Annotated in this window: 15 protein-coding genes and 1 pseudogene; 5 read left to right on the top strand and 11 right to left on the bottom strand. The window is 56.3% G+C overall.

The annotated features are described in order from the left end of the window. Positions 1–262 precede the first annotated feature (262 nt). From nrdD to HXY31_RS02660, 3 genes are all read right to left on the bottom strand, one after another. Positions 263–2,320: an anaerobic ribonucleoside-triphosphate reductase gene (gene nrdD, locus HXY31_RS02650; protein WP_292639340.1), complete on the bottom strand. Its 2,058-nt coding sequence runs from the start codon at positions 2,318–2,320 to the stop codon at positions 263–265. 107 nt (positions 2,321–2,427) lie between these two features. Further along, on the bottom strand, positions 2,428–3,021 hold the full coding sequence (locus tag HXY31_RS02655; RefSeq protein WP_292639342.1) for a hypothetical protein: 594 nt from the start codon (positions 3,019–3,021) through the stop codon (positions 2,428–2,430). An 85-nt stretch (positions 3,022–3,106) separates the two neighbouring features. Continuing rightward, entirely contained in the window at positions 3,107–3,271 is a 165-nt protein-coding gene (locus HXY31_RS02660; protein ID WP_292639344.1) for a hypothetical protein, read from the bottom strand. 124 nt (positions 3,272–3,395) lie between these two features. Between HXY31_RS02660 and HXY31_RS02665 the strand changes: the two genes are divergently transcribed. Continuing rightward, positions 3,396–3,860 carry a hypothetical protein gene (locus tag HXY31_RS02665; protein ID WP_292639346.1) on the top strand — a complete coding sequence of 155 codons (465 nt, stop codon included), beginning with the start codon at positions 3,396–3,398 and terminating at the stop codon, positions 3,858–3,860. Here HXY31_RS02665 and HXY31_RS02670 read toward each other — a convergent pair whose 3' ends face one another. After that, a complete protein-coding gene (locus tag HXY31_RS02670) occupies positions 3,861–4,241 on the bottom strand; it encodes an OB-fold domain-containing protein (RefSeq protein WP_292639348.1) in 381 nt (126 codons plus the stop codon). It abuts the gene before it with no gap. A 5-nt stretch (positions 4,242–4,246) separates the two neighbouring features. Continuing rightward, positions 4,247–5,413: a thiolase domain-containing protein gene (locus HXY31_RS02675; RefSeq protein WP_292639350.1), complete on the bottom strand. Its 1,167-nt coding sequence runs from the start codon at positions 5,411–5,413 to the stop codon at positions 4,247–4,249. Between the two features lie 107 nt (positions 5,414–5,520). Between HXY31_RS02675 and topA the strand changes: the two genes are divergently transcribed. Then, positions 5,521–7,521 (top strand): DNA topoisomerase I, encoded by a 2,001-nt coding sequence (topA, locus tag HXY31_RS02680; RefSeq protein ID WP_292639353.1) that lies wholly within the window; start codon positions 5,521–5,523, stop codon positions 7,519–7,521. A 60-nt stretch (positions 7,522–7,581) separates the two neighbouring features. After that, complete coding sequence (locus HXY31_RS02685; protein ID WP_292639355.1) at positions 7,582–7,716, top strand: hypothetical protein; 135 nt, start codon at positions 7,582–7,584, stop codon at positions 7,714–7,716. On the opposite strand, the gene HXY31_RS02690 is transcribed toward HXY31_RS02685, so the two are convergent. From HXY31_RS02690 to HXY31_RS02700, 3 genes are read right to left on the bottom strand one after another with little or no spacing between them, the layout of a single operon-like run. After that, complete coding sequence (locus HXY31_RS02690; RefSeq protein ID WP_366933062.1) at positions 7,713–8,522, bottom strand: carbon-nitrogen hydrolase family protein; 810 nt, start codon at positions 8,520–8,522, stop codon at positions 7,713–7,715. The two genes, HXY31_RS02685 and HXY31_RS02690, sit on opposite strands and share 4 nt — an antisense overlap. Before the next feature lie 27 nt (positions 8,523–8,549). Further along, positions 8,550–8,726, bottom strand: coding sequence for a tautomerase family protein (locus tag HXY31_RS02695; protein ID WP_292639356.1), 177 nt, complete (start codon positions 8,724–8,726; stop codon positions 8,550–8,552). Positions 8,727–8,740: 14 nt separating this feature from the next. Beyond that, complete coding sequence (locus HXY31_RS02700; RefSeq protein WP_292639358.1) at positions 8,741–9,064, bottom strand: helix-turn-helix domain-containing protein; 324 nt, start codon at positions 9,062–9,064, stop codon at positions 8,741–8,743. Positions 9,065–9,108: 44 nt separating this feature from the next. Between HXY31_RS02700 and HXY31_RS02705 the strand changes: the two genes are divergently transcribed. Further along, entirely contained in the window at positions 9,109–9,792 is a 684-nt protein-coding gene (locus tag HXY31_RS02705) for a uracil-DNA glycosylase (RefSeq protein ID WP_292639360.1), read from the top strand. A 177-nt stretch (positions 9,793–9,969) separates the two neighbouring features. Here the strand turns inward: HXY31_RS02705 and HXY31_RS02710 are convergent. Next, a pseudogene (locus HXY31_RS02710) lies at positions 9,970–10,464 on the bottom strand (transcription factor); the annotation flags it as partial. 60 nt (positions 10,465–10,524) lie between these two features. After that, complete coding sequence (locus tag HXY31_RS02715) at positions 10,525–11,469, bottom strand: adenylate/guanylate cyclase domain-containing protein (protein WP_292639361.1); 945 nt, start codon at positions 11,467–11,469, stop codon at positions 10,525–10,527. Between the two features lie 127 nt (positions 11,470–11,596). Here HXY31_RS02715 and HXY31_RS02720 point away from each other — a divergent pair, with 127 nt between their 5' ends. Beyond that, complete coding sequence (locus HXY31_RS02720) at positions 11,597–11,776, top strand: hypothetical protein (protein WP_292639363.1); 180 nt, start codon at positions 11,597–11,599, stop codon at positions 11,774–11,776. Here the strand turns inward: HXY31_RS02720 and HXY31_RS02725 are convergent. Then, positions 11,760–12,125, bottom strand: a complete 366-nt coding sequence (locus tag HXY31_RS02725; protein ID WP_292639365.1) for a response regulator — start codon at positions 12,123–12,125, stop codon at positions 11,760–11,762. The genes HXY31_RS02720 and HXY31_RS02725 overlap by 17 nt on opposite strands. Positions 12,126–12,221: the final 96 nt, after the last annotated feature.

The following is a 12,221-nucleotide window of genomic DNA, read 5'->3' on the forward strand; positions in this document are numbered from 1 at the left end:
CCCTATACACCGATACCACTCATACTTTAACTTTCCATGTGAAAAAAATGCATACGATGCGTAACGAAAAATACACTTCTGTTTTTTATTGAATGACAATGCAGAATTCAAGCTCAAGTCGTGCAAGAATTTGGCGAAATAAAACAAAGTTTTCATTTGTTGTACACAAAGCTGTTGCGGCGGCGCGCCATGTAAGCGTTTACAGCTGACTATCATAATTTTACAGAAAAAAGATACGGCGGGGGGAGCAGCTGCGCTGCTGCTATGCGAGCCTGTGCGGCGACTTGCAGGACTCGCACTTGTCTGCCGACGCCTTTGATTTCTTGCCGCACGTCGCGCACACGGCAAGCGCAAAGCGCGGGCGCGAAAAGGCAAGCTCTGATGCAGACTCTATCGCACTCTTCACGTCAGCCGCAGAAAGGTCCGTGACGTCGATGGTTGCCGCCAGGCCCCCGTTGAGAAGTTTGTCTATTGCAGAACACTCTTTTGCCAGGCCCGAGCCCTTTGAAAGGAGCTCTTTACCGCTCAATGTCATTCCCTGGGAATAACTGGTAATATTCTGCGACTGGGAGAGCGAGACCCTGCCGTACTTGTCCGAGTCTATTGTGGCAAAGCGCGCTCCAGAGCCATCTGCCACCATCGACACCGCGGCCTCGTCGCCAAGCTGCTTTGCCTGCGACTGCGCCACTTCGACTGCTGTTTTTAGAACCTTCTGCATCACCTCCGTCCCGCCGTGCGCCGCGTCGTGGCCCAGTATGCTGTACACGGCCTCGTGCGCGCCTGTCAGGTTCACGATGACGCCGGTGGTTGCGCGTTGCAAAGATTGCGTGGCAGCCGAGAACGCCGGCAGCATTCCGCGCTTGGCGTTTTCAAGGACAAGCTTTTTGCGCATCGCCGAAGCCGCAAGCGACGGCTTTATCGCAAGCGCGAGCTTTGCGCGGAAATAGGTCTCGTCCCTGTTTGACTCGTACGCAAGCCGCGGGAGGTTTATGGAAAGCGAGTGCAGCGTCATTGCCGCAGCAGGGTTCTTGCCTCCGGCAGCTTTTCTGATGCCGCTTGCAGCACGACCAGATCCGATTGTAACGATGCCGCCGGCGCGAACCGCCGCGGCGACGTGGTCGGCGCTCTCCTTTTTCAGCGCGCCAAGCGAAAGGCCTATGCGCGGAAGTGGAGTGACGTCGACGTATTTCTTGTAGCCGTCCAAGAGCGCGTTCACCTGCCTGGCGTCTGTCTCCTGCGGCACCGCGATTGTGGTCGCAGGTCCCGGGCCGGACGCAGAAGACGCGACGAGCGCGCGGCCAAACCTGGACGCAAGGTCGTCAGCGTCCTTGGACTTTGCGAGCGCGGGTGCGACTCCCTCAAGCACTACCTCGGCTGATGCCTCGTATGCAAGCAGTGGAATGAGCACGGGCAGCGCTGTCAGCATGTCGTCTGCGCCCTTGAGCGACGCAAGCCTTGCGACAGCGGGGAACCTGCCCTGCAGGTCAAAGCTGTCAAGCTCTGACAGGTCCACAAATATCGTGTCAGGCAAGAGACCCCACGTGCCTGATGAGGCGATGTTTATCTCGCCGGCAAGGTGCATATCGGCGATGTCCTTTGGCAGTGTGTTAAAGACGAAATACTCTGAAAACACCGCGTCGGCAGTCCTGCCCATGACGCCCTGCGCGCCGTTCCTTGTCGCGTCCTCGCTTGCAAGCATGCCGGCGATGTCTGACACCGGCAGGCCGACTCGCGCAAGCTTGTTTCTGTATTCTTCGTGGCCGTGCTCTATCAATACTGAATTGACAGTCTCGCGGATAAGCGACGACGTGAGGTACGCCGTCTGGAACTTGTAGATCTTGTTCTCGACTTCCTCGGTTATCTTTTGCGCCTGCTCGAGCGGAAGGCTTGCCTCCCTCACAAGCGACTGGATTATCTTGTGCGAGTTGAATTCCTCTATCGTGTGGTTGCTTGTCCTGACGTACATCTTGCCGCTCTCGATTATCGAGCGCTCCTCAATCTGCCTGGCAAGGCTCAGCACGAGCTTGCCCAGGTTTGTTATCGTGTAACGGCGCTCCGCCTTGTTGAGCGCCACCAGCAGCTGCCTCAAAAGCTTCCTGAGGTGGTAGGCGAACTTGCCCGACTCTTTCTTTGACTTGAACCCCGCCAGCGCCTTCAGTTCCGAGTACGTAAGCGGCCCTTTTGTGTTCAGAATCCGCAGTATATCTATCCTGTTTGGGCTTGCCATCACGGAAAATATCATCCGGACGCGCTTTGACGCCGATTCCAGGACCCCGCCCTTCCGGGCGCTTTGAGAATAGTCTAGGCTCTCCGTTTCCATTGCACCCCGCTATCAGTGCAAATGATTAAAACTACTTTGTAAAAAGGTTTTGACTAAACAGTGATGCCGGCCCTACGTGGGCAAATTTGACCGAAAAGTCAAGCTTTTCAGCCTTCGACCATCACGGCCTGCTTCTCTTCTTCCTTCTCGTGCACGGGCATGTTTGCCGGGATCTCGGGCAGTTTCGCTTTTGCCTCGCTCTCCAGCGCGCCCTCTATCTGGTTCAGGATGTCGTAGGCGTCCTGGTCCATAGGCGTCGATATCCGGCCCACGTCAGAGCGCATGTTGGCGCTTGTGAGCACGTCCGTCGTGACTGATGACACCTCCGAGAGCGCCTGGCCTGCCTGTGGCATAGCCTTGGTGAGGTCTGCGTGTATGCCCTTTATCATCTCGACAGTCGGGTCGATGGTGTCAAGTATCATCGCAAACTCGTTGAGGGTGCTGAACCTTATCACCAGCGCCTCAAGCGCCATCCCCGTGTGCTGCGTGGTCCTGCGCACCTTCTTGAGGTTTGCAAGCTCGTTTGCCAGGATCCTCGCCCTGCCGTTGTTGCCCGTCTTGATGCTGGCGGTCAGCTGGTCGAGGTAGTACGACTCCATCGAGGCGAACCTGCTGTCAAGTGCCTTGAGCCTCGAGAGCTGGCTGTACACAACCGAAGTGGCGTTGTTTATCTGGTTCACTAGGTGTTGGCGCTCGACCATCGGCCTCTGGCTGCTGGCGCCGCATATTTGGTTAAGGGCTGGTGTTGAAGCTTGTCTACAAACAGCTAGCGAAAAGCTGATCTACTTACCTCTTTGTCGCAGTCACCGTAAATTCGGAAGGATTGAGAGCGGCGCCGCATACGGGGCAGCGGTTGTTAGTCGCGCGCAGCGCGTCCTTCACCGATTTTAGCATGCGCATGGTGTAGATAACGGAGCCGCACTTGCCGCAGACGACGTCAGCTGTCATCATGTATGAAACTTATGTAAAGGAGCTGAAATAAGAAAAGTCTCCTTGATGTTTTTTTACAATTGAAATGAATAAACTAGACTTTTCTTCCGCAATGCTCTAAAGCCGGCTTCACAAAATGCCGGCGATGACTGCCGGCGCCGTAGCCGCGGGTTTTGTTGTCGGGATTGCGTTCCTGATTATTTTTGCCGTTGTTAGGATACCACCTCATCCGATACTTGCAACGTCTTGGGCATTCCCCGACTTGGACGACTATTTGCCGTTGTTGCAGATTAGAATAGACGGGTTAAAAGAGGTGTATAGTGTTGGAGAGAAGCTTGATTTTGCAGTCGCACAAAAAGGAGGAGGCTGCGCGTACCCGGAAATGATCATGATCAAAGATCTGGAACGCGGCGGTGTGGTGTGGGAATTCAATGGCACGCAGGCAAGTTTCCTATTGTTCTGCCCAATCGTGACAAATTATGCGGACTTTGAGATTACCTGGCATTCAAGGGACATAGACCCGCTTGTCATGAACCAGACCGGTACGTATGCAGTAGTGGCAAAGAACGAACACCTCACAGTGCAAAAGGAATTTGTGGTTGTAGGGTAGCTACGCCTTTTCCAGCAAGAGTCCGTGCTTTGCGTCAAAGCCCTTGACGCGCACCGCAGCGCCCACAGGAAGCTCTGCCGGCGTCTTTACGCCGGGCAGAAATCCCGAAGCGCGCACGCTTGTGTTGTTTACCTTGAACACCACCCACGCATACGAGCCGGCGTCCTCGAAACCTTCAGGCGCCACTGCCTGGATAGTGTACGTTACCACGGTGCCTGCGCCTTCAAGCTCGACGTCTTCAAACTTGCCTGCAGAGCACTTTTCGCAGAACATGACGGTCTCCAGCATAAGGTGGCCGCACTTGCTGCACTTGTGCGCCAGTATCTTTTTCCTGCTTGCCGCCTCGATGAACCTCTCGTGCGTCCCGTGCTTGACTTCCACGACGGTCACCTCCTGTCTACCTTCTTGAAGATGTGCACAGCAGCACTTGCGCCGGTCGCGCCAAAGTTGTGCGTCAGCGCTATCTCGGCGTTTTTGACTGTGCGCTCGCCGGCCTTGCCGGTGAACTGATCGAATACTTCAACGACCTGGCCCACGCCCGTCGCCCCTATGGGGTGGCCCTTTGACTTTAATCCGCCGGACGGGTTTACCGGGATCTCGCCTGTAAGCCTCGTCGCGCCGTCCCTGACTGCGTGCGCGGCCTTGCCCTTGGGGAAGAAGCCCAGGTCCTCGATGTCGATTATCTCTGCAATCGTAAAGCAGTCATGCACCTCTGCAAAGTCGATATCCTTTGAGGTGATGCCGGCCATCTTGTAGGCCTGCCTTGCTGCAGCTACAGTACTTGGGATGGTCGTGATGTCCTCGCGTGCCTGGACGGCTGCCGGCGACGCGCCGCGGCCAGAGCCAATGATTTCCATGTAGGGCTTGCCTGATTTCCTTGCAAAGTCTTCCGAGCAGAGTATAACTGCAGACGCGCCGTCTGAGAACGGGCAGCAGTCCAGCAGTTTCAGAGGCGACGCCACGACCGGCGACTTCAATACATCATCTACTGTGATCTTTTTCCTCACGTGCGCCTTCGGGTTCAAGATGCCATTGTCGTGGTTCTTGACGGCCACGTGCGCAAGGTCCTCTTCTGTCGCCTTGTGCGTGGTCATGTACGCCCGGGCCATCGACGCAAAGAGCCCGGGGAACGAGGCGCCGTTTCCGCCCTCGTAGAAAAAGTCAGAGCAGTACGAGAACAAAGTTGTGCTGTGCGCGGTGCCCGTGTGCGTCACCTTCTCGACTCCGAGCGCAAGCACGCAGTCGTAAAAGCCGGCCGCGACATTGGCGTAGGCTTCCCTGAACATGACAGAGCCCGAGCCGCATGCAGACTCGATGGTGAGGCCCGGCACGTGCGATATGCCGAGGTTGCTCATGATGACAGGCGCCATGTGCACCTGCTTGTCGGCCACGCCGAAAACGTTTGAAATGTATCCTGCCTGGATCTCCTTCGGGGTTATGCCTGCTGACTCGATGGCGTCCTTTGCAGCGCCGAGCGCGATCTCGATGATGCTCTCGTTGAGCTTGCCGTATTTCGTGCTGCCGGCCCCAAGGACGCAGACTTTGTTGGTCATGTACGGGAAACTACTCGTTTTGCACTATAAATAGCTTCTAAACTCTCTCTGTGTAGAGATCAGCATCAACGTTTAATCTTAATACCGCGTGCATGCAATTGCTTTTGTTGTACACGCTGGTCGTTTGCGAAAAGCCGAACGCGGCGCGCAGGATTGCAAAGGCGCTCGGCGACGCAAGAGAAACCAGGGTTGCCGGCGTGAGCGTGTTTGATGTCGACTTTCAAGACAAACACTACAAGGTCTGCTCCGCCATTGGTCATCTGTACGGCATTTCCGACGGCACAAAGAACAGGAGCGTCTATCCTGTTCTTGACCTAGAGTGGGCGTCCATCGAGGGCAAGTCTAGGGTGATAAACGTTATTTCCAGACTGGCAAAGGACGCGGACAGCTTTGTGCACGCGTGCGACTATGACCAGGAAGGCGAGGTGATAGGGCACAGCATTCTGCAGTATGCGTGCGCCGGCGCCTACAGCAAGTCAAAAAGGGCAAAATTCTCGACTCTCACCGACGAGGAGATAAGAGGGTCGTTTGCAAGCCTGCAGGAGCCCGGCGCAGGCCTTGCAGAGGCCGGGAGGTCGCGCCACCTGCTTGACTTTATCTACGGCGTGAACCTTTCGCGGGCGCTTGCGCAGTCGTTCAAGGCCGGCAACAAAGGGTATCGCAATTTATCGATAGGCAGGGTGCAGGGTCCGACGCTTGCGTTTGCGGCAGACAGGGAGCAGGAGATCCGGCTCTTTGTCCCCGACCCGTACTGGGTCGTGACGGCGGATTTTGAAAAGGACGGGCAGGTTTTCAGTGCGCGCTATGAAAAGCCAAAAATAGAGAAGCTTGCAGAGTCTCAGGCCGTTGTCGGCGCGTGCACGGGAAAGGACGGCACAGTAAAAGCTGTCGACAGGAAAAAAATCCCGCTCAGGCCGCCGGCGCCGTTTAACACCGGCGACCTGCAGCGCGAGGCGTACAGGCTGTTCAGGGTCTCGCCCGGCTACACCCTTGCCATAGCCGAGAAGCTGTACCTGAGGGCCCTCATCTCGTACCCGAGGACGTCGAGCCAAAAGCTGCCGCCGTCGATAAACTACCGCAAGATCCTCTCGGGGCTTGCGCGCTCGTCGCTCTACAGCTCTGCAAGTTTGCTGCTGTCAAAAAGCAGGCTTGTACCGCATGAGGGCCCGATGACAGACCCCGCGCACCCGGCAATCTATCCCACGGGCATGTTTGGCAAGCTGTCTGGTCTTGAATTCAAGATATACGACCTGATTGTGAAGAGGTTCCTTGCGACGTTTGGCGACGCGGCGGTGACAGAGAGGACCGACGTCGCAATCGACGTGCACGGGCATTTGTTTGTCGCCGAAGGGAACGTGATGCTGTACGAAGGCTGGACTGCATTTTACAAGCCGTATGCAAGGATCGAGCAGGCAGCGCTGCCCGAGCTTGCAGCCGGCGACGCGCTGCAGAACAGGCAGGTAGCAATGGAAGAAAAATTCACGCAGCCGCCACCGCGCTACAGCCAGTCAAGCCTGCTCGCAAAAATGGAGCTGGAAAAGATAGGCACAAAGGCAACGAGGGCCGACATAATCGCGACGCTTTTCAAGAGAAAGTACCTGGAGCAAAAGCGCGGAGGCATCGAAGTCACGGACCTCGGCTTTGCAGTGGTAGAGTCGATGAGGGCGCACGTGCCCGACATCGTCTCGACGGACCTGACAAGAGAGATGGAGGAGCAGCTGGAAAAGGTGGAGCAGGGAGCCGAGTCCGTCGCCGTTATCGAATATGCAGTCGACAGGCTTGTCGGGTCACTTGAGGCGTTCAGGCAGGGCGCACAGGAAATCGGCCTAGAGATAGGCGCGGCTTCAAAGCCCGACAATGTGCTCGGCGCATGCCCGGTCTGCAAGACAGGCAGCCTGCGCGTGATAAGGTCGAAAAAATCGGGCAAGCGGTTTATCGGCTGCTCAAACTATGCGCACGGCTGCAGGGCGTCAGCGCCCCTGCCGCAGAAGGGGATTATCAGGGTCGCAAAAGCTTGCAAATGCGGCTGGCCGATTGTCAGGGTTATTTTTGCGCGAAGGGCCAAGCCGTGGCAGATCTGCACCAATGTGCAGTGCCCGCACAAGTAGAAAATTCCTCTCTAATTCTATTGCATTAGCTTGATAAGAAAAGGCGCGAATTTTTCTCCAGTGATATACGAGAGCGACCACTCTCACATGTGCGAATACTGCAGCGAGCGGTTCTCCTGCCCGCTTGACAAGCACGAATGCAGGATAGGCTGGCGCACCAGCCACAACGACCATTATCTGGCGCTGACTGCCTAGCGCACCGAAAGCCGGTAAATGTCTGTCCGGCGGTTCTTGAGCAGAGGCAATGACTGCCTGACCTCTTTTACCTTGTTCATGTCAAGCTCCACCACCTCCATACCCTCGCCCTGCCCCATGTCAAGCAACACCGCACCAAACGGGTCGACGACCATGCTGCGCCCGGAGTATATGTTGCCCACCTGGTCGGGCGCGACGACGTACGAGCCATTCTCTATCGCCCTGGCTTTTAGCATCGTCTGCCAGTGCTCCTCCTTCATGGGGCCTGCAACCCACGCCGAGGGCGCGACGAGTATGTCTGCGCCGCTTACAGTGAGGAGCCTCGAGAGCTCTGGAAACCTGAGGTCGTAGCATATCATGACGCCAATCTTGCCGGCAGAAGTTTTCGCCGGCTTCTCTATCTTTTTACCTGCGACCAGTTTTTTTGATTCCTTGAACCCAAGCGCGTCGTACAGGTGCAGCTTGCGGTACACCGACGTAATTGCGCCGGCTGGTGATATGACCACTGCCGTGTCAAACACGCGGCTTGTCGTCTTGCTTTTTTCATAGATGGTTGCGACGACTCCAATCCTGTTTTTCCGGGCAGCCGAGCGCAGCGTTGACACAAAGCCGCCCTGCACAGTCTCTGCAATTTTTGACAGCTCTGCCGGTGACTGGGTTTTCGGCGAAAAGGCCATCTGGAACTCGGGAAAGCACACGAGGCCGGCCTTCTTTGCAGAAGCTTCAGCGATGTAGCCGATAGATTTTTTCAGGTTCTCCTGCTTGTCCTCCGACGACCTCATCTGCACTACAGCCACGGATGCCAACAAAGACGGGTCGCGCTGGCACAGATATTAAAGCTGCTTGCCTGCCTGGAACCAGTTTTCCTTGGGGTTCTCGTCGAACACGAGGATGACGTGCTCTGGTTTTGTCTTTAGTATGCTGACAGCCGCGTCCGTGACTGCCTTTGCAAAATCGTCTTTCTGCTGCTGCGTCCTGCCGGGGTACATTGACACGGTGATGAGAGGCATGGAAAAACTGGTGCCTACGACTGATTTATAGTTACGTCAGGCGCAATCGGCGGCATCACGGCCCCTGCTTGCTCGCTCTTTGCGTTTGCCTGTGCAAGGTCATACAGCGACTGCAGGTAGCGCTTGATGAAGTTTGCGCCAGGCGACGGCCTGCGGCCCTTCTCGTAGTCGCTCAGGACTGACGGCGTTATCGCCATCTTCTTTGCCAAATCGGCCTGCTTGACTCCGAATTTTTTGCGCCAGTATTTCAGCTGAAGAGGTGGGTTGTCGCTCAGGACTACCGAGCCCGCTATCCAGGTCAGCTCGTCCCTTGGAATGCCGTTATCAGGACCTGACAAACGTAGAACGAACGATTCGACGGGTGATAAAAAGATTATTCTGGGTGCCAGCCCAGCTACTGCCCGTGCGCAAAAACGAGCTGGAGCTTCTGAACGGGCGCGTTGTAAGGTGCAAGGAGTGCCCGAGGCTTGCAGCATACATCCGCAAGGTGGGCAGGGAGAAGGTGAAGCGCTTTGCTGACGAGAAATACTGGGGCAGGCCATTGCCAAGCTGGGGCGACCCGGGTGCGCGGCTGCTCATAGTGGGCCTTGCTCCTGCTGCGCACGGCGGCAACAGGACCGGGAGGATGTTCACTGGCGACAGCTCGGGCGACTGGCTTGCAAGGGCGATGCACGAAAGCGGCTTTGCAAACAAGCCGGCAAGCGTCGCCCTAGGCGACGGGCTCGTGCTGAGAGACGCGTACATAACGGCCGCGGCGAGGTGCGCGCCGCCTGACAACAAGCCCCTGCCGGAGGAGCTTGCAAACTGCTCGAGATACCTGTCTGCAGAGCTTGGCATCCTGAGAAACGTGCAGGTGGTGCTTGCGCTCGGCAAGATAGCGTTTGACGCCTATTGCAAAGCTTCCGGCGCAAAGGGGCTTGCATTTTCTCACGGCGCGCGCTTTAGCGTTGCGGGCAGGACCCTGCTTGCTTCATACCACCCGAGCAGGCAGAACACGAACACGGGCAGGCTTACCTGGGAGATGTGGTCAGGGATCTTCAAGACAGCAAAATCGATGCTGTGCTGATCACTTTTTCTTGTGCTTTTTCTTTTCCTTCTTCTTTTCTTTTTTCGGAACCTGCTTTTTCGGCTTTGGTTTTGGCTTGGGCTTTGCCTTTGCCGCCTTTTTTTCTTTCTTGGCGGGCTCTTGCTCGGCAGCTTCTGCCGCAGCGCTTGCAGCGGCCGCGGCGGCCTTGGCGTTTGCGATGTCAGTCGTTATCTGGTCTATCTTGTACCGCAGCGCTTCTTTGACCCTGCTGTTGTCGACCATGTTGAGCGGCCCCTTGCAGTTGGGGCACTTGAAGAACAATTCAACCGCGGCGTCGAATTTGACGCGCGGGCAGTCGTGGTTGCCGCAGTGGTAGAATTCCGTGGAATCCTCGTGCTCGAGGCGCTTGTAGAGCCGGTCGAGGATCTTTTTCTTCTGGTTCTCGATAAAGTTGTCGACGTGGTCCTGCTTGGCGCGCCAGCGGTAGACGAACCAGCCCTTCTTCTCGTCTTTTACCCTGATGCCGGTTATCAGCGCCTTTCCAAACATGTCGTACAGTACCTTGCGCACGATGTTTATTTTCAGGCCGGTCGCGCTTGCTATCTCCTCGTCGGTGACGTCCTCGGTGTTGAGAAGCGCCCTTGCTACCTTGACGTACTCCTCACCGCCTATGAGGCCGGCTATCTTGACAAAAGAGTCCTCGTATTCCATCGCGTGCAATGGGATAACTGAAGTCAAATTCTGATATATAGTTATTGAGGATTGTTGAGATTAGACCGACCCGTACAGCTGGTAGACCTTGCCCGTGTAGTCGCTCATGTACTCCCACACCTCGGTGCTGACGACAAGAGGCTTGAAGAGCCCCTTCTGCTCGTCGGCAAGCGCCTCGTAGACGAATTCGCCCACGACCACCTGCCCTGGCATGGCAAGCGTCGTCATCTTGGCAGTCACGCTTATCGTGTAGCCCAGTATGTCGAGGTGGGGCTTGCGGATTACCCTTCCGTCCTCAAGCGTTGTCGTGTCCCAGCCGTACTGGACGACGACGTTGTCGCCGACGTCAATCCCGACGCGCACGTTCAGCTCGGGGTAGTCGTACTGGTTGAGGATGGGGTTTATCCCCTGCTGCATCACCTTTATCATCGCGTTTGCGCACGCGACCGCGTTCTGGCAGGGCACGCGCAGGTTGTCCCAGTCGGCAAGAAAGAACGCCAGGATGGCGTCGCCGACGTATTTCAGGATAAAGCCGCCGTACGCCCTTATCACAATCGACATCTCTTGCGTGAACGCCTGCACGATGTTCGCAAGCCTGTCTGCCGGGAGCGTCATCGACAGCTTTGTCGAGCCCACCAGGTCGATGTGCAGTATGACAAACTCGACCTTGGACTTTGCAAACTTTTCAAGTATCGCCTGGGTCTCCTCGCGGCTCAGGTCAAACTCGGGCTCGAATTTCAGCGCCTTCCAGACGCGCTCCTGTGCCTGCTTGACCGCCTCTTCCTTGTCCACGAGGCCGTCTAGTGGAAACGACGAGAGCGTCGGCGCGCTTGTGACTGCGGTGGCGGACCTTGCCTTCTTTTCCTCCTCTTTCTGGTAATCGGAGATGACGGCGTCCACCTGCTCCTTGGCAATGTCGAGCTGCAGCGCTATCGTGTCGGCGTCTATGCCTGATATGTGCAGGTTGATTATGGTCTGGCGCTGGTAGCCCGTGTCGTCGGACATGCCACATCAGAGTAGCGCGACGAGTATTAAAACAGAGATTCCATAGTCTATTGATATCAAATACCCATAATTTGGCAGAACCAGAACAGAGATTATTAATAATGAGCGCTGCGTAGATAAAGGTGGGATGGCGGGCAAGGTAGAAGAGGAAAGGGTTCTCCTGACTCTGACAAACATCAGGTATCTGGTGGAGGGGCTGGACGCGCTGCTCATGATGGACCTTGACGGCGAAAAGCGCGCCAAGGTGATACGCTTGCGCGACGAGCTTGTGTCGCAGCTCAACAGCATATTCAACGACTATTCGTAAACGCGGCGCGCACCTTGGCAATGACCTCGTTTATCGACAGGGGCTCCTTTCTTATCACGTCGTCCCTGTCAAGCGAGCCCAGCAAACGCAGCACGTCGCCGGAAGGCGTTATGAGAAACACAAAGCGCACGCGCACGTCGTGCTGCGTTATCTCCCGGTAGAGGTCGAGGCCGTTCATGCGGGGCATCACGAGGTCGGTCAGCACCACGCCGTAATGGATCTGGTCTGCAAGCTCCAGCGCCTCTTTCGGATCCTGTGTATGGTCCACCGCGTAGCCGTCGATTCGCAGGTACGTCTTCATCAGCTCGGCGGTGTGGCGCTTCTGGTCCACGAGCAGGACTGCCCGCACGGGGTAATTTCCCGTTTTTCGCCTTTAAATCTCGTGGTCAACTTATCTAGAGTCGGTCTGGCAAGGTTAATAATTGGAGCCGGGCAAACGCAATCC

The sequence above is a fragment of the Nitrososphaera sp. genome (assembly GCF_013388945.1).
GTDB lineage: Archaea > Thermoproteota > Nitrososphaeria > Nitrososphaerales > Nitrososphaeraceae > Nitrososphaera.